This window comes from Desulfobaculum sp. SPO524, from assembly GCF_044987625.1.
Classification (GTDB): Bacteria; Desulfobacterota; Desulfovibrionia; order Desulfovibrionales; family Desulfovibrionaceae; genus Desulfobaculum.
In genome coordinates, this window is sequence record NZ_JBJDSB010000002.1 from 632,177 (window position 1) to 658,967 (window position 26,791).

The following is a 26,791-nucleotide window of genomic DNA, read 5'->3' on the forward strand; positions in this document are numbered from 1 at the left end:
CGGTCCCCGCCGATTGGGGCTTCCCGTGGCAAAGACATATCGTGCAGGACGCATTTGTAAGCGTTTTGCATGGTTGTTGCATAAAGAGTTGTCGTGAGCGTTCGTACTACTAGCAGCCTGTTCTGCATCCTCTTGCTGGCAAGCCTTGCGGGGCTTTGTTTCCCGGCATCCGGCCGGGCCGTGTCGTATTCCTTCGGGCTTCACCCGGATAAGGAACGCGTCGTCTTTACCTTTCCAGACACCCTGCCAAAGTATGACGTTGTCCGTACCGGCAAGCGCAGTCTGACTGTTGCCGCGCCGGAGGGTATGGACTCCGTTACCGGGGGCCGCCCGGACCTTGGCGGGGCAAACATTGTGGGAAGCGTCACCCCAAAGCCGGACGGGGCAACCCTTGGGCTGAAGACCGATGCCTTTGGGTATGTGGCCTTCACGCTGGAAAACCCGCCGCGCCTTGTGGTGGACGTGTTCCCGGACCCGCTGGGCGCGCGGTGGACGCCGCGCGCAGGGGCCGATGCGCCGCAGGCCAAAGCGCCTGCGCCCGCTAAAAAGCCCGCCCCCAAGGCCAAAAATGCGACGCGCACCGCGCCGAAGGTGAATGCCACCACGCCGCGCCGCGCCGCCGCGCCACAGACCAACGCGACGGGGAACCGTACCGCCGCCCCATCCCGCACCAATGCCACTCAGGCCAATGCCACCACTCCTTCCCGCGCCGCCGCGTCCAATCAGACCGAGTCGAAGTCCATGTCCCAACGCGTGGACAGGGGCGACGACGCGGCCAAGGACTCCGGCAATGTCTTTCGTGGCCGGGTGGTGAAGGGGCAGGGCGTCCCCGAGGTGCGTCAGAAGCTGACGACTCCTCAGGCTGTGCGCCGTCCTGTGGCATCCAATACCACCGCCACGCCAGAACCGCAGGTCTCCGCCGCCGCCAAGACACCGTCGCAGCGGGTGGAGCAGAAGGCCAACGGCACCGGCGTGCGCGAAAAGGTTGCCGATTTTCTGCGTGACGAGTCCATGCCGTGGGCCGTTCGCGCCAAGGTGAACCGTGGTTCCAAGGCCGACGCCACTCCCCTTAGCGCGCCTGAGGATGACATGTCCGGCGTGAGGGCGGCTTCGGACGCGCTGCCGCAGCCCGTCGCCGAAGAGCCGCAGCCCGAGCCGGAAGTGCAGCCCGAACCGGAATCGCCCGAGCAGCCGGAGGAAACGGTCGTGGCCGAAGGGGAAGTAACCCCGGACGAGGCCAACGCCACCAACGGTACCAATGCGACGCAGACGCCGGACTTTGAGGAAGTAATGCTGGGGGCGCAGACGGCCCAAAGCATGGGTGAGTATGACGCCGCGCTGGAACAGCTTGATATTCTGACCCGCGACACCCGCGTGCCCGACGATATGCGCGAGGAAGCGCTCTATATGAAGGCCGATGTGCTCTACAGCAAGCATACGGGCGAGCTGGAAAGCCACTTTGACGAAATTAACGGCGCGTACGAAACCGCCATGAACTCCAACCTGGACTCCCAGCGCGTGCCTACAGCGCTCCTCAAGCGCGGCGTGCTGAATCTCAAGGTTGGCAATATCCCCGAAGCGACGGCGTTTTTTAACCGCCTGCGCAAAAAGTACCCCAACGACCTGAACGTCCCCCTGACCTATTATTACTGGGGTGACTACTATTTCAAAAACAAGAACTATCAGCGCGCTGCGGACGAGTTTCAGTATCTTGTCCAAGTCTACCCGGACAGCCAGTTCGTGCGCGAGGCTTCCCTTGGTCTGGCCCGCTCCCTCAAGGAGCTGGGCTACGACAAGCAGGCCTTCCAGATTGTGGACTTTATCGAAAAGCGCTGGCCGCGCTATTATATCGAGTTCCCGCCGTTCCTGCAGTTGCAGGGCGACGCCGCCTATCAGGTGGATAACTTCGAGGCCGCCAAGGACTACTACTGGTCGTATTACAACATCGACCCCAAGGGCGATGACGCGGACATCATCCTTGCCCGCCTTGGCGACATCTACGTCAAGACGGACAAGCCCGCCGCCGCGCGTGAAGTGTACCAGAAGGCCGTCACCGAGTTCCCGGACCGCGAGGGCGGGCTGATTTCCAAGATGCGCCTTGCCGAGGAAGGCATCTACGACGCACCCACCGTGGAGCAGATGTACAGTATCTTTGACAAGCCGCTGAACCTGAAGCCGTCCGAGATTTACAACGAAATCATCGCGGACCACCCGGAGAGCGCGCTTGCGCCGCTGGCGCACCTCAAGCGCGGCATCTGGGAGATGTGGAACAAGAAATACCTCGACGCCATCGCCTCTTCGCGGGCCTTCGCCGAGAAGTACCCGGAGAACAAACTGCTCCCCCGCGCCATGGACGTGGGCCTGCAATCCTTTAGTCAGTTTGTTGAACCGCTGGTGCGCGAGGAAAACTATCCCATGATCATTAAGCTGTGGGAGGAAAACGACTTCCTGCGCAAACAGCGCGAGCAGCTTTCTCCCGGTGCGCGTATGGCATTGGCCCTTAGTTTCTGGAAGCGCGGCAATCCCGAGCGCGCGCTGGATATCGTGACGCCGTTCCTGAAACAGGCGCAGATTCCCGAAGCCTCGGAAATGGCGATGAGCCTTGCCCTGTCCGTGTATCTGGAAAATCAGGCATGGGAAAAGGTGCTGGAGACCGCAGACGCCGTGAAGCAGTGGGAGCTTTCCCCGGACCATCGCCGCGAACTGCGCTACGCCGAAGCCCTTGCGCACGAGAATCTTGGCCAGCTCGACAAGAGCCGTCCCCTGTGGATGGAACTGGCGCAGGACCGCCAACTTGACGAGCGCCAGCGCGCCTACGCCCTGTACTTCATGGCCCTTGAGGCTGAGGAGAAGGGGCAGCTTAAGGTTGCCTACAACAACGCGCAGGAGGCCCTTGATACCTTGCTCCGCAGGGACGAGGACCAGAGCAAGATTCGCGATACTCTGCGCATTCTTGTAAATGTGACCGAGCGTTCCGGCCGCGTGCCCGAGGCCCTGAAATGGTCGCAGGAGTATGAAAAGCATATCCCTGAGGGCGACCCGAGCCTGCGCGCCTTGCATTACCGCATGGCGGGCCTGCACAAGAAAATTGGCGATACCAAAAAGTGGCGCGAAATGCTGGGCAAGCTGGCCGATTCCGCACCGGATACGCTCTATGGCCGTATGGCCGCGTCTGACCTCAAGCTTGACAGTCTTGAGCAGGCCACGCGACAGTATCAGCCAGACGCAACAACGTTGCAGTAACGCTGGAAGCATCCCCGTCAGCGCGCGCTGGCGGGGCGGAGGGGGAGTATGGATAGACTACCCGTCGTCGCCGGACAGTTCTACAGCAATGACCCGGACGCCCTGAAGCAGGACATCGCATCGTGCATGTCCACCGCGGAGGGGAAAATGTCGGAGCACACCGTGCTCGCCATGGTGCCGCATGCGGGCTATCCCTTTTCCGGGGGCGTGTGCGGCAAAACCATGGGCGAGGCGAACTTTGCCTCGCGCGTGATTTTGCTTGGTCCCAACCACACGGGCAATGGCCGCCCGCTGGCCGTGTGGCCCGATGGGGTGTGGCGCATTCCCGGTGGAGAGGTGCCCGTGGACGAAATGCTCGCCGCGCGCGTCATTGCCTGTCACACCGCGCTGGAGGCCGATACGGTGGCGCATGCCTACGAGCATTCGCTGGAAGTTGTGCTCCCCTTCCTGCGGACGGTTCGCCCGGATGCCGGAATTGTCCCCATCTGTGTGGCGGAATCAAATCTTGATGTACTCCGGGCTGTGGCCGGGAGCATTGCCGCCACCCTCAAGCAGGATCCCAAACCTGCCAGCATCGTCGTCAGCTCGGACATGAGCCATTTTCTCAGCGACGTGGAAACCCGAAAACTGGACACATCCGCCCTGAACGCCGCAGTGGCCCTTGACGCCGAAGCGCTGTATCATGAGGTTCTGTCCAAGGATATTTCCATGTGCGGCATTTTGCCGATGACACTTGGTCTTTTCCTCGCGCGCGAGCTTGGCGCAACCAGCGCCCGGCTTGTGGCCTATTCGACCTCCGGCGATGTGACGGGCGACTACAGCAAAGTGGTCGGCTACGCCGGAATACTGGCATCCTAAGTGGTGCAAGGAGTGTGACCATGATTTCTGCTTTGCGGCCGGGGGCGGCGAAGATTCTGCTTCTGGTGCTTGCATTTACTCTTGTGGTGGGCTGCCAGCCCACAAAGCCTTTGCCCCAGCCTCGCCGGGTTGTGAATCCGGCCACGGTTTCCGGCGCGGTGACCACGCCACAGTGGGATATTGCCGCCGTTGCCTACGAGCATTTTGGGCAGGGCATGGACTATGCCGATGCCGGTTTGGCGCCGGTATTCCTCGTTTTTCATAATAAGGGCGACGCCAGCCCCGTGGTGCGCGTGGAAGAAGCGCGCGGCAAGGGTGTGGACGGCGAGTACCTTGCCTACAATCTTGAAGAGGCCACGCGCCTCGTCTTTGCCTCCGAAACCTTCTCCAATACGGCGTCCAACGCGGGCAAGACCGCGGCGCTTGGCTCCTTCCTTGGTGCCGGGCTTGGCGCGCTTCTCGGTACCATTGGCGGTGGCGACAATATTTGGAAGGGCGCGGCTATTGGCGCGGCAGGCGGCGCGCTGGTCGGCGGCGCTGGCGGCGTGTACGCGTCCTCCGAACGCGACCTGAAGCGCGTTATCCGGCGCGAATTGGACCAGTACGGCTGGAATGATGAGCCGGTCCCGGCGGAGTACACCCGTGTGGGGTATCTCTACTTCCCGGCGGAACGCCAGATTAATGCCGTGCGCCTTATCGTGCGTGATGGCGGGAGCATCCATTCCTACACGGTGCCCGTCGCGGCCTCCGAGATGGGTGAGAAGGACGGCAAATAGTCGCTCCTTTCCCAATTTGAGACCTGTGCAGAGCGCGGTGGTCAGTCATGACCGCCGCGCTTTTTTTATGTGGCCCTGCGTCAAGGAGAGGTGAACGCGCGGCGGCTGGGGAAAGGGCAATGGAGCGGGGGATATGAGGCGTCGGAGCGGCGGAGGTCGAAGGTGATGGGCGGCGCGGGAAGTGCTTACGGCTCTCGTTATGTCACACAAAAGCAGCGCGAAATGTACGACGTGCTGTGGGCCGAAGTGTGGTCACGCTTCGGCGAGTTGCGTGGTCCCGTGAGGGGAGGGGGCTACTCAGGCAGAGGAGCGGGACAGTTTCCATCAAGTGGGGCGTGTGCGATGCCTGCGGATGAGCTTGGGCCGGCGCTCGGCGTCCGAAATACAAAGCGCCCCGCAGACAAAGTCTGCGGGGCGCTGTTTGGATTGCGTCTGATGTGCGGGCGGCCTAGCTGTTGAGAATACGCTTGGCCATTTCGTCCTGCACGTCGGTGATGAAGGGGATGCCCGTTTCACGCTCGGTCTCGCGGTTGGCGGAGGCGATGTCGCCGCGGGTGATTTCGTCAAGGGCGAACTTGCGGGAACCGGCCAGCAGCTGCTGGAGTCCGGCGGACAGCTTGTCCACCAGGCCCCACATGGCCACTGCGCCATAGGGGATGTTCTGCATTTCGTCCTTGCCCACCTTCTGCGCCACGTCGTGGTAGCCCGCGAAGATTTCCTCTGCGGTGGAGCCGAGGTCGCTGACCGTGGAGGGCAGCTTGTCCCAGTTGCCACACACGGCTTCGCGGCGCTCGGGGCGCAGTACGCCTTCGATGTTGGAGCCGAGGAAGCCCGGAATCATCATGGCGCGGCCCATGCACACCATCTTGGTGTACGGCGCGCCAAGGGCGAGGGCCTTGAAGATGTTGGAGCACTTGGCAAAGCCGCCAGCAAAGCTCATGTCCACAACCTTGTGGCCCTTGGCCGCGAGGATAGAGGCATATTCATGCGCCTTGGCGTGCAGCAGGATGGAGGGAACGCCCCACGATTCCATCATATTCCACGGGCTCATGCCAGTGCCGCCGCCGGAACCGTCCATGGTCAGCAGGTCCAGCTTGGCTTCCGTGGCGAACTTGATGGCCATGGCGAGGCCTTCCATGCCGTAGGAGCCAGTCTTGAGCGTGATGCGCTTGAAGCCCAGCTTGCGCAGGTATTCCACGGTGTGCATGAACTCTTCATGCACCTGCTCATAGCTGTTGAGGTGCGTGTAGCCAAGGCGGCTGTGGCGGGCAAAGGAGTGGATGGAGCCGCTCTTGAAGGCTTCCTGCACTTCGGGGCGCTCGGGATCGGGATCCACGAGGTAGCCGCGCTGCTTGAGGAAGCGGGCGTACTCAAGGCTGGTGACTTCAATTTCGCCGCCGATGTTCTTGGCGCCCTGACCCCACTTGAGTTCCACTACAACTTTGTTGCCGTACTTCTCGGCCAGGTACTCGGCCACACCGTTGCGGGCGTCCTCAACGTTGAGCTGTACGATGATGGCGCCGTAGCCGTCGTAGTAGCGCAGGTAGGTGTCGATGCGGCGTTCCAGCTCGGGGGCGCTGGTGATGCGGCCGTCCTGCAGCTGGGAGGCGCGGTCCACACCCACAACGTTTTCGCCCACAACAATGGGAATGCCCACCAGGGCGCAACCAATGGCAAAGCTGTCCCAGTACTTGGCGGCGATAAAGGTGGAGCCGAGAGCGCCCGTCATGAAGGGCACGCGGGACGTGGTCTTTACCTCGTTGCCGAAGGTCGTCTCCAGAGAGACGTCCGTGAACAGACAGTCGCCACACGCGGCCTTGTCCCCACCGGCAGCGGCGCCATAGTTGGTGCCCTGAACGCGCAGCGAGTTGTACGAAACGCCAACGTGGGTGGTGTTGCCGCTGCCGGCGGTCACCACGCCGAAGTCGCGCGGGTAGAGCATCTGGCGGCCCTTAAGGCTGGACAGCCACGTTTCGCACTTGCCCTTGCAGTCCGCACGGCACAGCGTGCACAGACCGGACTCGATGGCGTTGCCACGGTTGACAGAGCCAAGAACATCATTGTTTTTCGACCACTGCGTCATATCAGCTCCATGAAATGCTTAAATTCTGATCAGATGAGTGTATCCGCGCCGTATGGCGGCGCTGCTTCCCTATGCCTTGCGCAATTCCCCTAGAATGTTGCGAATTCCAGTGAGTAATCGCTTTTGCCCAAGGCGTCAATCCGGTGCACAGCATGGCGGCGCGGCGTGGCGCACTTTTTCGCGTTTTGGCAAAACTGGAAGTTGAGGCGAAGAAGAGAGGTGAAAATGGGCAGACGCCCATAAGGGCCACTGATGCGTCGCGTGTGGCGTTTTGGCTGTTTGGCGATTCCGTGGACAGGGAGAGTGGAAAAAAGACGTGAGGCGGCGGGATGTTGTGGGCGAATTTTCGCCGCTGCGGGCGTTTGTGGCAGGGCGCGGGGAAAGGGTCACGTTTATGAAAAAGGGCCGTCTGCGCAAAGATGCGTAGACGGCCCCATTCAATCAGCGTTGTCGGCTGGAATTAGCGGCGTCCGCCGCGTCCTCCACCACCGTTACGTCCACCACGGTCTCCACCGCGGCCGCCTCGGCGGTCACGGTCACCACCGCGGCGGTCACCGCCACCACGGGGCTTGTTGGACTTGGTGAAGTCGGCGAGGTCAACAGTCTGACCAGCTTCTTCCATCAGCACGGCCTTGCGGGACAGGCGGACACGGCCGGAAGGCTCAACTTCGAGAACCTTAACCTTGACGGTATCGCCAAGGCTGACCACGTCGCTGGGCTGCTCAACGCGCTGGATGTCCAGCTGGGACACGTGCACGAGGCCGTCCAGACCGGGAAGGATTTCCACGATGGCGCCGCAGTCGATGACGCGGGTCACGCGGCCTTCATAGTCTTTGCCCACTTCGGCGGTCTGGTCATGGTACTGGACCATTTCCCGAGCGCGTTCGAGGGATTCCTTGGTCGGGGCGAAGATGAACACGCGGCCGTCGTCTTCAATGTCGATGTCAGCGCCGGTGTCGGCGGTGATGGCCTTAATGTTCTTGCCGCCGGGTCCGATAACGGAACGGATCTTGTCCGGGTGCACCGTAACAATTTCCAGCTGCGGGGCGTACTCGGAAACCTCGTCGCGGGGTGCTTCGATGACCTGGTCCATCTGGTCCAGGATGTGGACGCGGCCGGCCTTGGCCTGACCAAGAGCGTCGCGCAGCACCTGAGAGGGAATGCCGGAGATTTTGATGTCCATCTGGATGGCGGTCACGCCCTCGCGGGAGCCGGCCACCTTGAAGTCCATATCGCCGAGGGCATCCTCGTCACCGAGGATGTCGGTGAGCACGAGGTAGTCGTCCTCTTCCTTGATGAGGCCCATGGCCACGCCGGCGATGGAGGTCTTCACCGGAATACCGGCGTCCATCAGAGCGAGGGAGGAACCGCACACCGACGCCATGGAGGAGGAACCGTTGGATTCCATAATCTCGGACACGACGCGGATGGTGAAGGGGAACTCGTCGTCCTTGGGCAGAATCGGAGCAATGGCGCGCTCTGCGAGGGTGCCATGGCCGATTTCGCGGCGGGAGGGGCCACGCAGGAAGCGGGCTTCACCCACGCAGTAGGGCGGGAAGTTGTAATGCAGCATGAAGCGCTTCACGCAGTCGCCCACGAGGGAGTCCATGCGCTGCTCATCACGGGAGCTACCCATGGTCGCGGTGACCATGGCCTGCGTTTCACCGCGGGAGAACAGGGAGGAGCCGTGGGTGCGGGGCAGAAGGCCGACCTCAATACCGATGGGGCGAACCGTGGTCAGGTCGCGGCCGTCGATACGGGTCTTTTCTTCCTTGATGCGGCCACGCACGATGCGCTTGGTGATGTCCTTGAGGACGTCGCCGAGGCACTTGGTACGTTCCGGCTCTTCGGCGAAGCGCTCGGCAAGGGCTTCCTTCACTTCGTCCTTGATGGCGTCCTTGGCGGCGTAGCGCTCAAGCTTTTCAGGGATGAAGAGGGCTTCCTGCAGCTTGGGCGTGGCAATCTCTTCGATGGCCGCGCGGACTTCGGCGTCCTGCTCGGGAGTGGCGACTTCCAGCTTGGGCTGGCCGCAGGCTTCGCGCAGGGCGTCCTGAGCGTCCAGCAGGGGCTGCATCTGCTCGTGGCCCCATTCAATGGCGTCGGCAATAAGGGTTTCGGGGGCGAACTGCGCGGAACCTTCAACCATGACGACGGCGTCACGGCTGCCGGCCATCACGAGGTTCAGCTCGCTCTGCTCAATCTGCGCGTAGGTAGGATTGAACACGAATTCCTTGTTGATGTAGCCGATGCGGCCACCGGCGATGGGGCCCATGAAGGGAATCTTGGAGGTGTGCAGAGCGGCGGACGCGCCGGTGATGGCGAGAACGTCGGGATCGTGCACATCGTCGGCGGAGTGCACCTGAGCGATGATCTGCACCTCGTCGCGGAATCCTTCGGGGAACAGCGGACGGCAGGGGCGGTCGATCAGGCGGCAGACGAGAACTTCGCGCTCGCTGGGGCGGCCCACTTCGCGGCGGAAGAAGCTGCCGGGGATGCGGCCGGCGGCGTAGGCGAGTTCTTTGTATTCAACGGTAAGGGGGAAGAAGCCCTTGTCTTCGGGCAGCTTCTGGGTCACGGCCGTCACGAGGACGACGGTGCCACCGCACTGGACCCAAACGGAACCGTGGGCCTGCTTCGCAAGCTTGCCGGTTTCGAAAGAGATCTCGTTGCCGCCGATGATGGCGGATTTGCGGGTGGGAGTGAAAGTCAGTGTACTCATGTAATAGATACCTCTTGATGATGTTTCGGCCTTGTACCCTTACAAGGCCGTATCCCCCGAGGTACGAGTAACGCTGCAAAGTTGTAAGAATAGGGCGTTGCGGAGAAGGGTCGCCCCATTGTCGCAACCTCGCAGCTGTTTACACGCTTCGGGGGTGGGGGAGGCCCGAAGGCCTCCCAGCCATGATTGCTACTTACGCAGACCCAGACGTGCGATGAGGTCCCTGTAGCGCTGAACGTCCTTCTTCTTGAGGTAGTTCAGCAGTTTCCGGCGCTGACCAACCAGCTTCAGCAGGCCCGTACGAGAATGGAAATCCTTCTTGTGGGTCTTGAAGTGGTCGGTGAGGTACTGGATGCGGGAGGTCAGCAGAGCGACCTGAACCTCGGGGGAACCGGTGTCGCCTTCGTGCTGCTTGTACTCTTCGATGATCTGAGCCTTGACTTCGGGTGTCATAACCACAGCGATATCCTCCAAAAATGGGGGTTGTGTCCGCATTATGCGGGGGTGCGGCTTCGCAGTGCTACCAAAGGCCGCGGAGTATTGACCAAAGAACCATCCCGTCGCGCTCCTTGGCTTCCACGAGCGCCAGAGGCGTCTCGTCTGGGCCAATGAGCATGGCGAGCGTGCCGGGCAGGGCTGGCTGGTCCTGTTCGCCAACAGACGTCACAGGCAGCCATGTGCCGTTTTGCACCTGCGCCGCTTGCGCCTCGGAGAGGTGCAGGGCGGGCCAGTGCGGCAGGGCATCCCGCATGGGGATAACCCGCTCGGCCAGCAATTCCGGATGCTCGACAAGGTCGTCCAAATCGAACGCCTGATCAAGCCCGAACGGATGGCAATTCTCCCGAATCAACTCTGTAAGCACTGCTCCGGAGCCGAGTCGAATCCCCAAGCTGTGGACCAGGGACCGCACGTAGGTTCCGGCGGAGCAGCTGACTCGGAAGCGCACCCACGGCAGGTCCATTTCCAGGACCTCGGCGTGGGAAATATGTATGGGCTTCGTCTTGATGGGGACTTCCTTCCCTTCTCGGGCAAGGGCGTACAGGGGCTTGCCCTGATGCTTGGCCGCGGAGACGGGCGGAACGTCCTGCGTTTCAAGATTCAGCCACGAAAGAACACCCTCTTCTACCTTTTCAGGGGAGAGATGGTCAAATGGCAATTCTTCAACAATCGTGCCTTCGGCATCGTATGTATCGGTTTTTTGCCCAAGACGAAACTGTCCTGAATACGTTTTGACGCCATTTGTCAAGTATGGCGCCAGCTTGGTGCCGTGCCCGAGGAGCACGAGCAAAACGCCCTGCGCCATGGGGTCAAGGGTACCGGCGTGGCCGATTCGGCCTTGGTCCAGCTTGCGGCGGATGATATTCAGGCAGTGGGCCGATGTGGGGCCGGACGGCTTGTTCAGAACAAGAATGCCGTCGTGCTGATTTTTACTGCGTTTTCTTTTTTTGCCCATGTATGTGCGGTGCTACTTGCAGGAAAGATAGTCTCGGGTGGCGTCGAGGACGATGCGTTCGGCCTCGTCGATGGGGGCCTTGATGAGCGCGCCAGCGGCGTTTTTGTGCCCGCCGCCGCCAAGGGTGCTGGCAATGGCCTGCACATTGACAAGGCCGGAGGAGCGGAAGCTGATCTTGGTCTGCGTGGGGCCGTCCTCACGCAGGCTGATGGCTGCTTTGACGCCTTTGATGCGCCGCACGTAATTCACCAGCCCGTCGGTGTCCTCGCTGGAGGTGCCGGTTTCTTCGAGCATGGCTTCCGTGATGCGGATGGTGCCGATGGTGCCGTCCAGATGCACGCTCGCCGCGCCAAAAACGCGCGACCACAACTGCATGCGCCCAAGGGTCCACTGGTTCAGGAACCGGGCGTTGAAGAATTCCGGATCAAGGCCTTCGCGCAGGATGTCCGCGGCCAGCATCATGGTGCGGGGTGACGTGTTGCCGTAGCTGAAGTAGCCTGTATCCGTGACAAGGGCAAGGTAGATGCCTTCGCCAAGCCCGTCGCTGAGCGGAATGTCCAAATCCTGTGCAAGGTTCGCCACCATTTCGCCCACGGACGAGAAGGACGGGTCCACCCAGTTCACTTCGGCATACTCGGGATTGCCAAGGTGATGGTCGATGCAGACCGTTCCACGGCGCGAAAAGCGCGCGGCCAATGCGTCGCCAAGGCGGTGCAGGTCGCCGCTGTCCAGCGCGATGACCCACTGGGGCAGCTCGCCCGGCAGTTCGGTGACGACCGGGACGGGCGTGTCCAGCCAAGCGAATTGGTCGGGCATGCCGGATGCATTGTAGATGGTGACGGACTTGCCAAGGCGGGTCAGCAGATGCGCCAGAGCGACGGATGATCCCATGGCATCGCCGTCGGGGCTGGTGTGCGCCGCAATGAGAAAGCTCTCACCGCTGGCGAGGATGTCTTTAATCGTCGTTCTGGGGGTGGTCATAGACCATATCCTCCAGATATTCGTCGTAAACGAAGCGGATTTTGGGCAGGTACTTGTTCCTCAGGCGTTTGCCGAGGAGGGAGCGGATGTGGCCGGTTGCCTTGTCCAGAGCAAGCGCCGCGGCTTCGCGGTCTTCGTCGGTGCCGTAGGAGGTGTAGAGCACCTCGGCGATGGACAGGTCCTTGTTCATCCGCACGCCGCTCACGGTGACCATCTCCGTACGGGGGTCGCCGATTTCCTGCGTGATGATGGTAGCCACCTCGCGCATGATTTGGTCGCCCAGTCTATGGGCTCTGCGGGAATTGGAACGTTGCATGATGTATCCTAGAAAAGCGTGTCCGGGTCTTCGCCGGCGCTGAAAATTTCCATCTGGCTGTCAACCAGTTCTTCACTGGTCACATCCTGAACCATCTCCAGGATTTTCGCCAGCCGACTTTCTGTGTGCCGAGCACTTGTCGAGACAGTGACCACGCCCAGGACAAGCCGGTGATGGTTGTCCTGGGCGTGTATCTCACTTACCGCTGCATTGAAGCGGTGTCGTATTTTGTCTTTCAAACTGACGGCAACACGTCGTTTTCCCTTGAGGGAGCGGTTGCCGTGCAGTCTGAATGTGAGGGTGAGAGTACCAATGTGCATGGTGAACCCTCAGCCTTGCGGCCGTGGCTAGTCGTCGAGCGTTGCCGCGACTTCCACTTCCTCGAAGGCTTCGATGACGTCGCCGACCTTGATGTCGTTGAAGTTCTCAAGACCGCCACCGCATTCGTAGCCCTTGCGCACTTCCTTGACGTCGTCCTTGAAGCGCTTCAGGGAGTTGAGCTTGCCGGTGTAGATAACCACACCGTCGCGCAGCAGGCGGATGCCAGCGTTGCGGCGCAACTCGCCGTCCACGACGAAGCAACCGGCAACGGTTCCGACCTTCGGGATGCCGAAGGTCTCGCGGACTTCGGCCTGACCGAGGTACTTCTCGGTGATGACAGGCGCGAGCATGCCGGTCATGGCGTCCTTGATGTCGCTGACGAGCTTGTAGATGATGTCGTAGAAACGGATTTCCACGTTCTCCAAGTCGGCAACGTCCTTGATTTTTGCCGTGGGGCGCACGTTGAAGCCGATGATGATGGCCTGCGATGCGGCGGCCAGCAGGATGTCGGATTCCGTGATGGCACCGGCGGCGCTGTGCACAACATCGACCTTCACCTTGTCGGTGGAGAGCTTGAGCACGGCTTCGGTAATGGCTTCCAGAGAGCCCTGCACGTCGGCCTTGAGCACGAGGTTCAGGGTCTGCACGTCCGCGTTGGGGCGGGAGGCAAGGAAGCTTTCCAGCGTGACCTTGGACTCGCGGGCAAGGGCGCGTTCGCGTTCCTTGATCTGGCGGTCGTTGGCGATGCGGCGTGCAACCTTATCGTCCTCAACACAGATGAACTCGTCACCTGCTTCCGGCACACCGTCAAAGCCCTGAACTTCCACAGGGATGGACGGACCAGCCATTTTGATCTTTTTGCCCTTGTCATTGTGCATGGCACGGACGCGGCCGTTGTGGGTGCCGCAGACAAAGGCGTCGCCCTGATTCAGGGTACCGCCCTGGATGAGCACGGTGGCGACAGCGCCACGGCCCTTGTCCAGACGTGCTTCGACAACGTGGCCGACAGCGCGCTTGTCAGGGTTGGCCTTGAGTTCCAGGAACTCGGCCTGCAGCAGAACCATTTCGAGCAGAGTGTCGAGGTTCATGCCGGTCTTGGCGGACACATTCACAAAGATGGTGTCGCCGCCCCAGTCTTCAGGAACCAAGCCGTGGTCGGCCAGTTCGCGCAGAGCGCGTTCGGGGTTGGCTTCTTCCTTATCCATCTTGTTGACGGCCACGATGATGGGCACGCCAGCAGCCTTGGAGTGGTTGATAGCCTCGCGGGTCTGGTCCATGACGCCGTCGTCGGCGGCCACAACCAGAATAACGATGTCCGTCACCTGAGCACCGCGGGCACGCATGGCGGTAAACGCTTCGTGACCGGGGGTGTCGAGGAAGACAACCTTGCCGCGGTCGGTTTCCACGTCGTACGCACCGATGTGCTGGGTGATGCCGCCAGCCTCACCAGTGGTGATTTTGGACTTGCGGATGGCGTCCAGCAGAGACGTCTTACCGTGGTCAACGTGGCCCATGATGGTCACGACAGGAGCGCGCGGCTTGAGGGTCTCGGGGCTATCCGCTTCTTCGGGCGCAAGGTATTCGGCCTCGGAGAAGCCGACCTTTTCCATCTCGTAGCCGAACTCGGCGGCAACGAGGGTTGCGGTCTCGAAGTCCAGGGACTGGTTGATGGTTGCCATCACGCCGAGGTCGAAGAGCACCTTGATAAGGGCCTGAGCCTTGGTGCCCATCTGCTTGGCGAGGTCGGACAGACGGATGGCTTCCTCCATCTTGACCTTACGCTTTGCGGCCTTGATGGGCTGTGTGCTGACCTGATGCTGCGAAGCATCTGCGCCACCGCGTCCTTTCTTCTTGCGGTTGCGCTTCTGGAAGCCGAAGTGATCCTCGTTGGACTTCTTGGAGAAGTCGACAACGCGCTTGTCCTTCTTCTTCTTGTTGCGGCGCTGCTGCTCGCTCGTGGGCGGCGTTGCCGGGGCACCACCGGGCGTAAAGCCGGGCGCGCCGGGACGACCACCACCACCGGGACGGGGAGCGCCACCGCCGGGACGGCCACCACCAGGACGGCCAGCGCCGCCGCCGGGGCGTCCACCACCGGGACGGCCAGCGCCGCCACCAGGACGACCGGGACCACCGGGACGACCGCCGGGGCGGTTGTCACCAGCAGGGCGACCGTTTCTGCGGGAGTCGCCGCCAGTCGGGCGCGAGGGCGCGGGGCGTGCGGGCTGCGCATTGGGGTCAGGACGGGAAATAACACGGACCTTGGGCGCTACGGGAGCGTCCTTCTTCTTGGTCTTTTTCTTTTTCTTGCCCTTTTTGTCGTCGTCAGCGGCAGCTTTGTCGTCGCTCTTGGCCGTTTTGGCCTCGGGCTTTTCGGAATCCTTGGCCTTGTCGGCGGATTCAGCGGGTGTTTTGTCTGCGGGCTGTGCGGCTTCGGCGTCCTTTTTGGGGGCCTTGGCCTTGGCGGCTTCGCCTGCCTTTGCGTCTTTGCCTTCGGCCTTCTTTTCTTCGGCTTCGGGCGCGGCGGTGGCGGGGGCTGCCTTAACGGCGTCAGGGGTCTTCACGGCTTCGGATGCGGGCTTTTTCTCTTCTACGATCACTTCGGGCTCAGGGGTTTTTTCTTTCTTGGGCTTGATGACTTTGACCTTCGGCTCGGATTTCTTGGCGGGTTTGGCAGGCTTGGCCTTGGCCGCGGTCTTGGGCTTTTCGGCGGGCTCTTCAGTGGCTTCGGGAGCGTCGGCAGATTCGGAATCGGCCTGTGGCGCTTTGGCCGAGTCGTCAGCGCCTTCGGGCGCTGCGGCCTGCTTGGGAGCCTCATCGGAAGCCTTCTCTTCCGTTGCCTCGGCGGGCTTATCGGTCTCTTTGACCTTTTTTCTGCGTCGGCGAACGACCATACCGGGCTGCACTTCCTTCCGAACCACCTCACCGGATGCGGACGTATCCTGCATCTTGGAGCGAACGGTCGCCACCTCGTCGGCGGTCAACGTGCTCATGTGGCTCTTCACTTGGATACCGAGCTCGCGGCATGCGTGCAGCAGATCCTTGTTCGTAACCCCGAGCTCCGTTGATATGTCTTTAACCCGAAATTTTTCTTCCATGTTTAACCCCCTGGCTTTTCTTGCGCCAGCCCTTGTATTTGGGAAACCGCTTGCCGCAGTCTGCATCGGAACAGAGATAATACCCTCGGCCGGGCAGTGTGCCCGTTTCGTCCCGCAAGAGGGCAGGCGTGTCCCCGTCCGAGCGGACATAGCGCGTAAGCTCGTGCTTCGGGAGCCGCCGGCCGCAAATAACGCACCGGCGTACGGGGACATGTCTGTTCCGTGTTTCCATCGTGTTCGATACGGCATCCGTCATCGGACGGACATCCGTTACTCCTCTTCGGGAGTTTCCTCAGTGACTTCGTCACCTTCTGCGGCTGCGACTTCGGCGAACTCTTCCGCCGATACCTCATCTTCTTCGTCGCCCTCGGCTTCATCAGCCTGGAACGAACGCAGCAGGTTGATGGCGGAGCGGACATCACCGATCTGGGATTCGGACAGCGACTCAATGGAGAGCAGGTCTTCATCCTCTGCGGAATCCAGCTTGTCCACGGAATCAAAGCCAGCGGCAAGGAACTCTTCCACGGGGACCTCGGCCACGCTGGCAATCTGCTCCAGATGCTGGAGCTCTGCGTGGAGGTCGCCGTAGCGGGACTCAGTAAAGATATCGATCTTCCAACCCAAGAGGCGTGCGGCCAGCTTGACGTTCTGCCCTTTGCGGCCAATGGCCAGCGTGAGCTGATCGTCGGGCACGACGACTTCGAGCATGTTCTCTTCCTCATCCACCGTAATGCGGGAGATAACGGCGGGGGAGAGGGCGTTGACAGCGTAGGTTGCCACATCCGGGCTCCACACGACAATGTCGATGCGTTCGCCGCGCAGTTCCTGAACGATGTTCTGGATGCGCGAGCCGCGGATGCCGACACATGCGCCCACGGGATCGACGTCCCTGTCGCTGGACTGGACGGCAACCTTGGCGCGGCTGCCCGGATCGCGGGCGACACCGAGAATGCGCACGGTGCCGTCTGCCACTTCGGGCACTTCCCTCTTGAAGAGGGCGGACATGTACTCCGGGCAGGAGCGGGACACGATGACCTGCGGGCCACGGCCCTCGCGGCGTACCTCGGTGAGGTAACACTGCACGCGGTCGCCACGCTTGTAGCGCTCTCTGGGAATCTGCTGGTCCTTGGGCAGAAGGGCTTCCGTTCTGCCAAGGTTAATGATCCAGCCGGCCTTGTCGCGGCGCTGGATGATGCCGCTGATGATTTCGCCGACGCGGTCCTTGTATTCCTCGTAGATGATTTCCTGCTCTGCGTCGCGCATGCGCTGGATGATCACCTGCTTGGCGGACTGGGCGGCGATGCGTCCGAGGTCTTCGACGTTCAGGCGGAAGCCCAGCTCGTCGTCAACCTGCGCACCGGGATCATGTTCCTGTGCGTCTTCAATAGTGATTTCGGTTGCCGGGTCGTTGACCTCAGCGACAACCGCTTTGAACTGATATACTTCGATGTCGCCGGTTTCCTCATTGAGGCTGACTTCGATGTCGATGTCATCGCCGTACTTGCGCACGACGGAGGAGCGAACGGCTTCTTCAAGGGTATCGACGAGCAGGTCGCGGTCGATGCCCTTGTCTTTGCTGATCTGTTCTATGGCTTTTTTCAGTTCCATACTCATGGAAAAACCTCCAAGCTCGGCTTGCCGATTGAAGTCCTAGCCTTTTCTCCCCTTGGCGCCGGGTTCCGGAAACGCATAGCGGAGGTTAGCCTTCTTAATCTCGTCCCAGTTGCACGAGAGTGCATCTGTCCCATCATTAATGGTAATGGTCTGCCCATCGACGGAGACGAGCTTTCCGGTATATCCCTTTTGGCCTTCCAGAGGCTCCAGCAGGGTAACGGACACATCCTGGCCCACGTAGGCAGCCATCTGGTCCGCAGAGAAAAACTTGCGATTCAGTCCCGGCGAGGAGACTTCCAAGGTGTACTTGCCTGGAATGAGGTCTTCCACGTCAAGGGCCACGCTGAGGTCGCGGGAGAGGCGTGCGCATTCGGCGATGGTGACGCCGTCGTCAGTTTCAACGTACACGCGCAGGACGGAGCGGTTGTCGTTACCCGCAAGGTCGATGCCCCACAACCACAGGCCCTGTGCTTCAGCCATGGGCCTGATCAGGTCATCAAGTTCCTGAATCAGATGTGTGTTCATAGTGTGATCTGCCTGAAAAAAAAAGTGGACCGCGAGGTCCACTCGTCTCATTTTGGAATAGATCCGAGGGGTTAGAAGTTCTGGAGCGGGTGACGAGGTTCGAACTCGCGACTCCAAGCTTGGGAAGCTTGTACTCTACCAGCTGAGTTACACCCGCGCCTCGGAACGAGACGAAATACCAAATTGGGGCACCTTGTCAAGCGTCCAGGGTAAAATCCGGTAATTTTTGATTTTGCCTCGCGCAGAAAAAATGCCGGATTCACGGACGGCTTTGCGTGGGCGCAGCCGCCAACACGCAATCAATTACCATAATATAGAACAGGGTTAAACCCTTTTGAAAGAGAAATCCCGCATGAGAATGGTTCTCATGCGGCGGGCTTGGGGGCGCGCGAGCGTGGGCGCAGAAAAATGCTGTGGCATACCGAATTCCTTTTGGCGCGGTACTTGCTTCTCTAGGCGCAGGAAACTCGCGCCAAGGAGGCGGAAAAATGCAAGACGGTATGTATAGCGCGCTTTTCGGGGCTTTGACCCAAGAGCATCGCATGAACACCATCGCCAATAATTTGGCGAACGTGAACACCACCGGCTACAAACGCGACCGGATGGCCTTTCGTGACGTGTTCGTTCGCTTCGCTCATGACGTGATTCGGGAACCGGTTTTGAACGTCCGTTCCAAGCCGCTTTTCCCGGAACCGGACTACCTGTCAAAAGTCCGCATAGCGGAGTCGCGCATTGATTTTAGTCAGGGGAGCATGAAGAAGTCGGACAACCCGCTGGACCTTGCCATTTCGGGCGAGGGCTTCTTCAAGGTACGCAACGACAACGGCGACTACTACACCAGAAACGGCCACTTCACCGTGGGACCGGACGGCCTCATCGTCAACGCGGACGGGCATCAGCTCCTCGGCGAAGGCGGCCCCATTGCCGTGCCGCCCAGCACGCGCCTGAGCGTGACGGCCGATGGTCAGATTTTCGCCGATGGCGAGGCGCTGGACGCCATCCAGTTGTCCACGGTCAGCGACCTGACCGCCCTGCGCAAGGTGGGGCAGAACCTTTTCGAAATCCACCCCGACCGTCAGGCCGTTGAAGAACCGGCTCTGGAGGCGCAGGTGGCACAGGGCTACCTCGAGGCCCCCAACGTCGAGGTCGTGACCGAAATGGTCAAGATGATCGAAACCCAACGCTCCTTTGAGGCCTATCAAAAGGTTATCACTACGTCGAAGGAGACGGACTCCAACGCAATTAATAAGGTCGGCAAGGTCTGATCAGGAGGCTACTCACCATGATGCGATCCTTATGGACGGCCGCGACGGGCATGGTCGCCCAGCAGCTCAACATTGACGTCATCTCGAACAACCTCGCCAACGTGAATACCATTGGCTTTAAAAAGAGCCGGGCGGAGTTCGAGGACCTGATGTACCAGAACCTCAAAATGGCGGGTTCCCCGACCGACGGCGGCGGCTTCACCCCCACCGGTCTGCAGGTTGGTATGGGTGTCAAACCCACGACGGTACACAAGTTTTTCACTCAGGGTGACTTTCAGAACACCAACAATCCGTTGGACATGGTCATCGAGGGCGACGGCTTCTTTCAGGTGGATATGAACGGCGAGCAGGCCTACACCCGCGCCGGTGCGTTCAAGCTGGACAACGAGGGCACGGTGGTGACGGCCAACGGCTACACCCTGCAGCCCGAGTTCACTGTGCCGGTGGATACCGCCAACATCGTCATCACGGACAAAGGCCATATGGCGGCCTTGGACAAGAACGGCGAAGAACTGGCGGCAACGGATATCCCGCTCTACACCTTCGTCAACCCCGCAGGCCTCAACAGCATCGGCAAGAACCTGTATCTGCCGACCGAGGCCTCCGGCGACGCCACCGAAGGCACCCCGGGCGAGGACAACGTTGGTACCGTCGCTCAGGGCTTTATTGAAATGTCCAACGTCGAAATCGTTGACGAAATGGTGCAGATGATCGTTGGCCAGCGCGCCTACGAGGTGAACTCCAAGGCTGTGACCACCTCGGACCAGATGCTCCAGATTGCCAACCAGCTGAAGCGATAGCATGACCGAGCCAAGGAGGATGCGATGAATATGACACGCGACACCGCAGCAGGACGCAGGCTGTCGGACTTTGCCCCGGCGCTGGCGACCCTTGTTGGGGCGCTGGTTGTGCTGTGCTGGCTGTTCGTTGCCGTGGCGCAGGCCGGGGAGACGCGGCCAACGTGGCGCATCGCCGTCCGGGACGCCGCAGTGGTGCAGGGCGATGTCGTGCGTCTTGGCGAAATTGCGTCCCCCGTGGGCAACCTGAAGCCCGATGAGTGGAAGGTGCTGGCGGCCACGGAGTTGTGGAAGGCCCCGCGTGAGCGCGGCGACCAGACCAGCATCCCCCGTGAAAAGTTACAGCGCATCATGGACTACTACCTTGAGGACTACGGCGAACTGTGCATTTTGCCCGGTCGCCTTGTGGTCCAGAAGGGTGGCAGGCTGGTGCGGCGCGACGGACTCATCAAGGGCATCGTCGAAACCTTGACGCCCAAGCTGAAGGCCATGCCCGGCGAGAATTCCCTGCGGGATTACCGCCTGCCGGATTATGTGTTCCTGAGCGACAGCCAGAATACGCTGAAGTACGAGATTACCGGCGATTTGGAGCCGGGGCGCCTCTCGTTGCAGATTCTGGAGATGACCATGGACGGGCGGCTGTGCCGCCGCATGACGGGGACCGCGTTTGTGGACTCATGGCGCTCCGTGGCGTGTGCGGCCAAGCCGCTGAACCGCCGCGAAACCGTGACGCCGGACAAGGTGACCTTTATGCGCAAGAATGTGGCCTACCTGCGCAACGCGCCGTGGGACGGCAAGACCATGGGCGTGCGAGTGATGCGCTCCGTGGGCGAAGGGCAGGTCATCTACGCCGAGATTCTCGACGATGTGCCGTTGGTCTCGCGCGGTGACAAGGTCACGCTGCTTTTTGAAGGGCGGAACATTCAGCTTGCCGTGACGGCCAAGGCCCTTGAGGACGGCCGCTTCGGCGAAACCATCGTGGTGCGCAATCTGCAAAGCAACCGCGAGGTGTCCGGCGTCGTCCGCGACGGCGGTTCCGTGGTCGTGCGTTAGCGCGGCCCAATATGGAGGAAGGAGACAATGAGAAAGAATGTGATACTCCTGCTGGCCGTTGTTGCCCTGTTTGGGTGCACGCCGCAGCAGAAAGTCAGCCAGCCCATGCCCGTGCTCAACAGGCCCATGGAACAGGCGCCGCCGCCGGAGGTGAACCCCGGCTCGCTGTACAGCCCGGATGACGCGGGATTCCTGTTCTCGGACAACCGCGCCCGGCGCGTTGGCGACATTGTGCAGGTGAACATCGTCGAGACGTCCAACGGCAAGCACACCGCCGATACCACGTCGGACCGCGACTCCACCATGAGCATGAACATCACCGGCTTCTGGGGCCGCTCCAAGGCGGAGATCCCCGGCGTGGGCAGCATCGGCAACGTGGGCGAGACGCCCATCGTTGGCGGCACTGTGGCCAATACCTTTGAAGGAACGGGCGAGACGAGCCGCACGTCCAACGTCTCCGCCACAGTGGCGGCGCGCGTGGTCCGCGTGATGCCCGGCGGCCTGATGCAGATTGAAGGCGCGCGGCAGGTGAAGGTCAATAACGAGACGCAGGTGCTGGTGGTCCGTGGCCTCGTGCGCGGCAAGGACATCCGTCCGGACAACTCCGTCACGTCCAACTACATCGCCAATGCGCAGATCGAGTACTACGGTCAGGGCGTGCTTGCCGACAAGCAGCGTCCCGGCTGGCTGACCCGTCTGCTGGATAATGCGTGGCCCTTCTAGCCGCGCTCGCATCGAGAAACCGGAGAGAGACATGAACCAAGGCATTACCGCACACCGCCAGACTCCGCGCCGCCCTGCCGACAGGACACTGGTGCACATTATGACGTTTGCGCTGGCGCTTGTGCTGGCTGCGGGAAGCTGCCTGTGGCCCGCCAAGGCCGAGGCCGTGCGTTTGAAGGATTTGGCCACCTTTGCGGGTGTGCGCTCCAACCAACTGGTGGGCTACGGCCTTGTGGTTGGTCTGAGTGGCACCGGCGACAAGAAGAAATCGCGCTTCACCATCCAGTCCATGGTCAACATGCTGGAGAAGATGGGTGTGGCCGTAGACAGCGCCACCCTCCAGCCCAAGAACGTGGCCGCGGTGATGGTGACGGCCAAGATGCCGGTTTCCGCACGTCCCGGCTCCCAGCTTGATGTGACGGTGTCATCCCTTGGCGACGCCAGCAGTCTGCTTGGCGGCGTGCTGCTGATGACGCCGCTCAAGGGCATTGACGGCAAAATCTACGCGCTGGCGCAGGGACCGATGGTCCTTGGCGGCATGTCCGTTGACGGGCAGGCCGCATCCGCGCAGAAGAACATTCCCACCGTCGGAGCCATCCCCAACGGCGCCACCGTTGAGCGCGCCGTGCCCTTTAAGTTCAACACGCAGGACGAAATGGTTCTGCATATGAACAACCCCGATTTTTCCACCACCATGGATGTGGTTGAGAAGATCAACCAGACCATGGGGCAGGAGTATGCCCGCGCCGACGATATCGCCACCATCAAGCTCGCCATTCCCGAGGAGTTCCGTGGTAACCTCGTCCCGCTGATGGCATCCCTTGAGAATCTGGAAGTCAGCCCGCAGGGCAAGGCCAAGGTTGTGGTGGACGAAAAGACCGGCACCGTGGTGCTTGGGCGCGACGTTCGCCTGTCCAAGGTGGCTGTGGCCCATGGCAGCCTGCAGATTGTGGTGCGCGAGGGACAGGATGTGTCCCAGCCCACAGCGCCCTTTGGCGGCGGCGAAACCGTGGCCACACCGCAGACCGACATCGCCGTGCAGGAAGAGAACAAGCGTCTCATGCTCATGGAGGGCGCAACCCTTCAGGAACTGGTGGACGGCCTCAACTCCATCGGCGCAACCCCGCGCGACCTTATCTCCATCCTGCGCACGCTCAAGTCCGCTGGCGCTCTGCACGCGGAATTGGAGGTCATCTAAATGGTAGGCCCGAAGCTGAATGCCGAAGCCGCCATGATGCAGGCCGACCAGAGCGAAGCGCTGAAGCGTAAGCTGGGTCTGGATCAGTTGCGGCGTCAGCTCGCCACCGGCGAGACGGAAGAGAAGAAGCTCCGCAAAGCGTGCGAGGGCTTCGAGGCGGTGTTCATCAATAAGCTGTGGAAGCAGATGCGCACCAACGTCCCGCAGGAGGGCTACCTCCATAGCCGCGAGGAAAAGTTCTATGTGGGCATGTTCGACCAGAAGCTGGCCGAAAAGCTCGCGGACTCCGGGGGCGTTGGCATTGGCGATATGCTGTTCAACCAGCTACGCGAGCAGCTTCTTGACGGCAGCCGTACCGCGCGCACCGTGCGCAAGTCGCCGGAGGAACTGAATCCGCTGGAGATGCCGGAACGCGCGGACGCGGCGCAGGCCTCGGGCATTCATATCAAGAAAAAGCCGCCCCTTGAGGTGGTTTCCGAACCGGAGGAGGGCGGGGCCGCGCGCCCCGCCGCCCCGGCGCCCGAACCCATGCGTGAGCCGCAGGCCGTGGTTGACGACGCCGCCGTGGTTGCATCCGTCAAGAAGGACCGCTTGCCAGCCGCCGCGCCGCCGGAACTGATGGCCAAGGCCATGCAGCTTGCCGCGAGCATCGAGTACCAGCACGCCCGCACCTCGGCCAGCGCGCCCCCGGACTTGAACGCTGCGGCCGCTCCAGCCTCTGCCGCACCGGTGGAGCGTGGGACCCTGTCGTGGCCTGCGCTTGGAACGGTGCAGGGCGAATTCGGCTGGCGGACGGACCCGGTGACCGGCGCGCGGGAGTGGCACCCCGGCCTTGATATTGCCGGGCGCGAGGGTGACCCCATAGCCGCATGCTGGGGCGGAAAGGTTGTTTTTGCCGGAGAGCAGGGGCGCTACGGCCAGACCGTGGTCATAGAGCACCCCGGCGGATGGCGCAGTATGTATGGGCACAACCAGAAAAATTTGGTTGAAATTGGTCAGGTTGTCGAAGCTGGTCAGAAAATTGCAACAATGGGAGATACCGGGAGCGCACCCGGAACGATTCTCCACTTTGAACTGCGCCAGGGCGATCAGGCCATGAACCCGGAGCGCGTCCGGGAGACCATGCAGGCCGTGGCGTCCGCAGACGACAACGCATAAACGGAGCGCGTACATGTTGAGCCGAATCAAGGAAAACATACACCGCCAGAACAAGGCGATGGATTTCCTCCATGAATTGCTTGAGGAAGAATTTTCCCATCTTACGGGCCACGATCCCCAGCAGGTGACCAGCATTGAGCTGTCCTTGCAGGAGCTGTTGCGCCAGATTGCCATGGAGCGCGTCTACCTGCGCCAGTTGGTTACGGAAATGGTCCCCGAGGCGGCGAACATGGCCGACCTGACCGCCACGCTGACGCCCGAGGAGGCCGCCCCCATTCAGGAGGTGCTGGATGAGGTGGACGCCAAGGAGCAGGTCTGCGCCGTACAGGCGGAGAAGAATGCCCAGCTTGCCGTCGCCCTTGTGGAGCAGAGCACCAGCATGCTGGAGTTCATGCACCAGCAGATTCAGCCCAAGCAGGAAAACACCTACGGCCGCAGTGGACGCTACTCCAAGCACCACCCTCAGGCCGCGCTGCTTAAAGGGAGGCTCTAATGCCCGGAGTCAACTCGATTCTCGACATCGGTAAACTGGGTCTCTTTGCGTCTCAGTCGGCAATCGAGGTCACCGGCAACAATATCTCCAACGTCAACACCCCCGGGTACAGCCGTCAGCGCGTTAACCTCGAAGAGGCTATCAGCATTGACTACCGTCCCGGCCAGATGGGAACGGGTGTTCGCGCTACGGAGGTTGTCCGGTATTTCGACGAGTTCGTTGAGCAGCAGTTTACGGTGAAGGTGGCCGACAGAAGCCGCTGGGATGCCCTGTGGCAGAACCTGCGCAGCGTGGATGGGCTGTTTAACGAAAGCTCCACCCGCGGCATCAGCTCGTCTATGGACCAGTTCTTTAACGACTGGCAGGACCTGTCCGCCCCCGGTTCGGCGCAGGCCAAGCGCGAAGCGCTGCTTGGCAACACCCGCACGCTGCTGAGCGCTATCCATACGGCGCAGTCCGACATGGAGCGCATGCAGCAGCAGATGAACGGCTTCATTGAGCAGGAAGTGGAGGATATCAATAACCTCATCCACGATATTGCCGCCGTGAATGCCGAAATTGCCATCCATCACGATCCGGGCAAAAACAACGCCAATTCGCTGCTGGACCAGCGCACCCAGCTCGTGCGCGACCTCGCCAACCGTATGGACATCGATTACATCGACAACGGTGGCGGCAACTTCACGGTGCTGACCAAGGCCGGGCACACCCTCGTGGACGGCAATCAGACCTATGAAATTACGATGGAGAACGCCAAGACCGTCGCGAACCTGACCCCCGGTTCCGGCTTTGATGGCGAAATCTACTTCGAAGGCAGCGACGACTTTGAGTACACCGTTGAGGTGCTCACCGACGGTGACGTCTCCAGCGGCGCAGGTGCGGCGACCTTCCGCGTGTCCCTTGACGGCGGCCGGACGTGGATGACCGATGAAGACGGCAACGAAAAGCATTTTTCCGCCCGCCCCGAGGGCGGCAAGGTCAGCGTCGGCGACCTGAACATCTGGTTCGGTGAAAAGAATGACGCCGGGACCGCTCCCGGTACAGATCTTTCGGCCGGAGACTCCTTTACCATCGTGCCCAAGGCGGGCCTGTACTGGTACAAGAATACCTCCACGGCCATGAACATCACGCCGCAGTCCTACAGCAACGGCGCGGACGACAAACGTCGCCTGACCGGCGGTTCCCTGACCGGGTATTTCCACTTCCGCGACCAGCACGTGGGCAAGTACAAGGACCGTCTGGACGCCCTTGCCAAGTCGCTGGCGTGGGAAGTGAACCGCCTGCACTCGCAGGGCGTTGGCGAACAGAAGTTCACCGATGTGACGGGGACGTACACCGTCAATTCCTCGTCCGTGGCCCTTGGCAGCAACTCGTCGGGCCTTGCCTTTGGCGACAAGCTCCAGAAGGGCAACGTGGAGATGTTCGTCTACGACTCCACGGACGGTTCCGTGATTTCCAGCGGCGCGCTGGACTTTGGCGGCGGCGCGAGCTTTGACCCCGCCGTGCATACGCTGGACGACGTGGCAACGGCCATCAACAATACCTTTGGTGCCAATGTGACGGCGTCCGTCTCCAACGGGCAACTGCGCATCCAGAGCGACGACCCCGATGTGGAGTTCGCCTTTGGTTCGGACTCCTCCGGTCTGCTGGCCGGCCTTGGCATCAACACGTATTTTCAGGGCAGCAGCGCCAGCGACCTTGAGCTGAACGCCGCCATCGTCAAAGACCCAGAGCTGCTGGCCATGGGGCACGTCAACGGCGCGGGCGAGGCCAACCTCGGTGACCGCGTGACCGCCACCAATATCGCCAAGCTCAAGGACAAGGACGTCGGCATCAGCACCAGCCGCGAGGGCCGCACGGAACAGACCCTGAACGAATACTACAACAACATCGTCGGAACCGTTGGTGCGGACACCTCGGCCGCCGAATACAACTACAAGTTCAACAACACGCTGGCCCAGAATCTTGAAGACCGACAGGAAGAGGTCTCCGGAGTCAACCTCGACGAGGAAATGGGCAATCTCATCAAGTTTCAGCATTCCTACACGGCGGCGGCCAAGCTGATAACCACCGCCGACCAGATGCTGCAAACCGTGCTGGCACTCAAGAACTAGGAAGGT

General features: G+C 61.2%; 22 protein-coding genes and 1 tRNA gene. 11 read left to right on the plus strand and 12 right to left on the minus strand.

Annotated elements, in window-relative coordinates:
* The first annotated feature begins 93 nt into the window (after positions 1-93).
* The 3 genes from ACI3L3_RS08480 to ACI3L3_RS08490 are packed head-to-tail and all read left to right on the plus strand — an operon-like array spanning position 94 to position 4,877.
* Positions 94-3,243 carry a tetratricopeptide repeat protein gene (locus ACI3L3_RS08480; protein WP_404844680.1) on the plus strand — a complete coding sequence of 1,050 codons (3,150 nt, stop codon included), beginning with the start codon at positions 94-96 and terminating at the stop codon, positions 3,241-3,243.
* 48 nt (positions 3,244-3,291) lie between these two features.
* Entirely contained in the window at positions 3,292-4,101 is an 810-nt protein-coding gene (gene amrB, locus ACI3L3_RS08485) for an AmmeMemoRadiSam system protein B (RefSeq protein ID WP_404844681.1), read from the plus strand.
* A gap of 20 nt (positions 4,102-4,121) precedes the next feature.
* Positions 4,122-4,877: a hypothetical protein gene (locus tag ACI3L3_RS08490; RefSeq protein WP_404844682.1), complete on the plus strand. Its 756-nt coding sequence runs from the start codon at positions 4,122-4,124 to the stop codon at positions 4,875-4,877.
* Positions 4,878-5,325: 448 nt separating this feature from the next.
* On the opposite strand, the gene ACI3L3_RS08495 is transcribed toward ACI3L3_RS08490, so the two are convergent.
* The 12 genes from ACI3L3_RS08495 to ACI3L3_RS08550 form a co-directional block, all read right to left on the minus strand.
* Positions 5,326-6,960 (minus strand): glutamate synthase-related protein, encoded by a 1,635-nt coding sequence (locus ACI3L3_RS08495; RefSeq protein WP_404844683.1) that lies wholly within the window; start codon positions 6,958-6,960, stop codon positions 5,326-5,328.
* Between the two features lie 460 nt (positions 6,961-7,420).
* On the minus strand, positions 7,421-9,679 hold the full coding sequence (gene pnp / locus ACI3L3_RS08500) for a polyribonucleotide nucleotidyltransferase (protein ID WP_404844684.1): 2,259 nt from the start codon (positions 9,677-9,679) through the stop codon (positions 7,421-7,423).
* Positions 9,680-9,868: 189 nt separating this feature from the next.
* On the minus strand, positions 9,869-10,138 hold the full coding sequence (gene rpsO / locus ACI3L3_RS08505) for a 30S ribosomal protein S15 (protein ID WP_404844685.1): 270 nt from the start codon (positions 10,136-10,138) through the stop codon (positions 9,869-9,871).
* A gap of 61 nt (positions 10,139-10,199) precedes the next feature.
* Positions 10,200-11,132: a tRNA pseudouridine(55) synthase TruB gene (gene truB, locus ACI3L3_RS08510; protein ID WP_404844686.1), complete on the minus strand. Its 933-nt coding sequence runs from the start codon at positions 11,130-11,132 to the stop codon at positions 10,200-10,202.
* Between the two features lie 12 nt (positions 11,133-11,144).
* On the minus strand, positions 11,145-12,113 hold the full coding sequence (locus ACI3L3_RS08515; RefSeq protein WP_404844687.1) for a bifunctional oligoribonuclease/PAP phosphatase NrnA: 969 nt from the start codon (positions 12,111-12,113) through the stop codon (positions 11,145-11,147).
* Positions 12,088-12,429, minus strand: a complete 342-nt coding sequence (rbfA, locus tag ACI3L3_RS08520) for a 30S ribosome-binding factor RbfA (RefSeq protein ID WP_404844688.1) — start codon at positions 12,427-12,429, stop codon at positions 12,088-12,090. Before rbfA ends, ACI3L3_RS08515 begins: the two co-directional genes overlap by 26 nt.
* Before the next feature lie 8 nt (positions 12,430-12,437).
* Positions 12,438-12,749 (minus strand): DUF503 domain-containing protein, encoded by a 312-nt coding sequence (locus ACI3L3_RS08525; protein ID WP_404844689.1) that lies wholly within the window; start codon positions 12,747-12,749, stop codon positions 12,438-12,440.
* A gap of 27 nt (positions 12,750-12,776) precedes the next feature.
* Complete coding sequence (gene infB, locus ACI3L3_RS08530; RefSeq protein WP_404844690.1) at positions 12,777-15,845, minus strand: translation initiation factor IF-2; 3,069 nt, start codon at positions 15,843-15,845, stop codon at positions 12,777-12,779.
* Positions 15,823-16,101 (minus strand): YlxR family protein, encoded by a 279-nt coding sequence (locus tag ACI3L3_RS08535; protein ID WP_404844691.1) that lies wholly within the window; start codon positions 16,099-16,101, stop codon positions 15,823-15,825. Before ACI3L3_RS08535 ends, infB begins: the two co-directional genes overlap by 23 nt.
* A 14-nt stretch (positions 16,102-16,115) precedes the next feature.
* Positions 16,116-17,459, minus strand: coding sequence for a transcription termination factor NusA (gene nusA, locus ACI3L3_RS08540; protein WP_404844692.1), 1,344 nt, complete (start codon positions 17,457-17,459; stop codon positions 16,116-16,118).
* A 36-nt stretch (positions 17,460-17,495) separates the two neighbouring features.
* Positions 17,496-17,984, minus strand: coding sequence for a ribosome maturation factor RimP (gene rimP / locus ACI3L3_RS08545; protein ID WP_404844693.1), 489 nt, complete (start codon positions 17,982-17,984; stop codon positions 17,496-17,498).
* An 81-nt stretch (positions 17,985-18,065) separates the two neighbouring features.
* Positions 18,066-18,141, minus strand: a tRNA-Gly gene (locus ACI3L3_RS08550).
* A gap of 331 nt (positions 18,142-18,472) precedes the next feature.
* On the opposite strand from ACI3L3_RS08550, the gene flgF reads away from it, so the two are divergent.
* The 8 genes from flgF to flgK all read left to right on the plus strand — a co-directional run bounded on the left by flgF (position 18,473) and on the right by flgK (position 26,785).
* A complete protein-coding gene (flgF, locus tag ACI3L3_RS08555) occupies positions 18,473-19,249 on the plus strand; it encodes a flagellar basal-body rod protein FlgF (protein ID WP_404844694.1) in 777 nt (258 codons plus the stop codon).
* 17 nt (positions 19,250-19,266) lie between these two features.
* A complete protein-coding gene (flgG, locus tag ACI3L3_RS08560; RefSeq protein ID WP_404844695.1) occupies positions 19,267-20,049 on the plus strand; it encodes a flagellar basal-body rod protein FlgG in 783 nt (260 codons plus the stop codon).
* Positions 20,050-20,073: 24 nt separating this feature from the next.
* A complete protein-coding gene (gene flgA / locus ACI3L3_RS08565) occupies positions 20,074-21,099 on the plus strand; it encodes a flagellar basal body P-ring formation chaperone FlgA (protein ID WP_404844696.1) in 1,026 nt (341 codons plus the stop codon).
* 27 nt (positions 21,100-21,126) lie between these two features.
* A complete protein-coding gene (locus tag ACI3L3_RS08570; protein WP_404844697.1) occupies positions 21,127-21,822 on the plus strand; it encodes a flagellar basal body L-ring protein FlgH in 696 nt (231 codons plus the stop codon).
* 100 nt (positions 21,823-21,922) lie between these two features.
* Positions 21,923-23,020, plus strand: a complete 1,098-nt coding sequence (locus tag ACI3L3_RS08575; RefSeq protein ID WP_404845212.1) for a flagellar basal body P-ring protein FlgI — start codon at positions 21,923-21,925, stop codon at positions 23,018-23,020.
* Positions 23,021-24,178, plus strand: a complete 1,158-nt coding sequence (locus ACI3L3_RS08580) for a peptidoglycan DD-metalloendopeptidase family protein (protein WP_404844698.1) — start codon at positions 23,021-23,023, stop codon at positions 24,176-24,178.
* A gap of 13 nt (positions 24,179-24,191) precedes the next feature.
* A complete protein-coding gene (locus ACI3L3_RS08585; RefSeq protein ID WP_404844699.1) occupies positions 24,192-24,671 on the plus strand; it encodes a flagellar protein FlgN in 480 nt (159 codons plus the stop codon).
* Complete coding sequence (flgK, locus tag ACI3L3_RS08590) at positions 24,671-26,785, plus strand: flagellar hook-associated protein FlgK (protein WP_404844700.1); 2,115 nt, start codon at positions 24,671-24,673, stop codon at positions 26,783-26,785. The genes ACI3L3_RS08585 and flgK overlap by 1 nt, the downstream gene beginning before the upstream one ends.
* The last annotated feature ends 6 nt before the right edge of the window (positions 26,786-26,791 follow it).

Coding starts and splice junctions, on each gene's coding strand:
- amrB (WP_404844681.1), top strand. CDS start 3,292: ATGGATAGACTACCCGTCGTCGCCGGACAGTTCTACAGCAATGACCCG.
- ACI3L3_RS08490 (WP_404844682.1), top strand. CDS start 4,122: ATGATTTCTGCTTTGCGGCCGGGGGCGGCGAAGATTCTGCTTCTGGTG.
- ACI3L3_RS08495 (WP_404844683.1), bottom strand. CDS start 6,960: ATGACGCAGTGGTCGAAAAACAATGATGTTCTTGGCTCTGTCAACCGT.
- pnp (WP_404844684.1), bottom strand. CDS start 9,679: ATGAGTACACTGACTTTCACTCCCACCCGCAAATCCGCCATCATCGGC.
- truB (WP_404844686.1), bottom strand. CDS start 11,132: ATGGGCAAAAAAAGAAAACGCAGTAAAAATCAGCACGACGGCATTCTT.
- ACI3L3_RS08515 (WP_404844687.1), bottom strand. CDS start 12,113: ATGACCACCCCCAGAACGACGATTAAAGACATCCTCGCCAGCGGTGAG.
- rbfA (WP_404844688.1), bottom strand. CDS start 12,429: ATGCAACGTTCCAATTCCCGCAGAGCCCATAGACTGGGCGACCAAATC.
- ACI3L3_RS08525 (WP_404844689.1), bottom strand. CDS start 12,749: ATGCACATTGGTACTCTCACCCTCACATTCAGACTGCACGGCAACCGC.
- infB (WP_404844690.1), bottom strand. CDS start 15,845: ATGGAAGAAAAATTTCGGGTTAAAGACATATCAACGGAGCTCGGGGTT.
- ACI3L3_RS08535 (WP_404844691.1), bottom strand. CDS start 16,101: ATGACGGATGCCGTATCGAACACGATGGAAACACGGAACAGACATGTC.
- nusA (WP_404844692.1), bottom strand. CDS start 17,459: ATGAGTATGGAACTGAAAAAAGCCATAGAACAGATCAGCAAAGACAAG.
- rimP (WP_404844693.1), bottom strand. CDS start 17,984: ATGAACACACATCTGATTCAGGAACTTGATGACCTGATCAGGCCCATG.
- flgF (WP_404844694.1), top strand. CDS start 18,473: ATGCAAGACGGTATGTATAGCGCGCTTTTCGGGGCTTTGACCCAAGAG.
- flgG (WP_404844695.1), top strand. CDS start 19,267: ATGATGCGATCCTTATGGACGGCCGCGACGGGCATGGTCGCCCAGCAG.
- flgA (WP_404844696.1), top strand. CDS start 20,074: ATGAATATGACACGCGACACCGCAGCAGGACGCAGGCTGTCGGACTTT.
- ACI3L3_RS08570 (WP_404844697.1), top strand. CDS start 21,127: ATGAGAAAGAATGTGATACTCCTGCTGGCCGTTGTTGCCCTGTTTGGG.
- ACI3L3_RS08575 (WP_404845212.1), top strand. CDS start 21,923: ATGACGTTTGCGCTGGCGCTTGTGCTGGCTGCGGGAAGCTGCCTGTGG.
- ACI3L3_RS08580 (WP_404844698.1), top strand. CDS start 23,021: ATGGTAGGCCCGAAGCTGAATGCCGAAGCCGCCATGATGCAGGCCGAC.
- ACI3L3_RS08585 (WP_404844699.1), top strand. CDS start 24,192: ATGTTGAGCCGAATCAAGGAAAACATACACCGCCAGAACAAGGCGATG.
- flgK (WP_404844700.1), top strand. CDS start 24,671: ATGCCCGGAGTCAACTCGATTCTCGACATCGGTAAACTGGGTCTCTTT.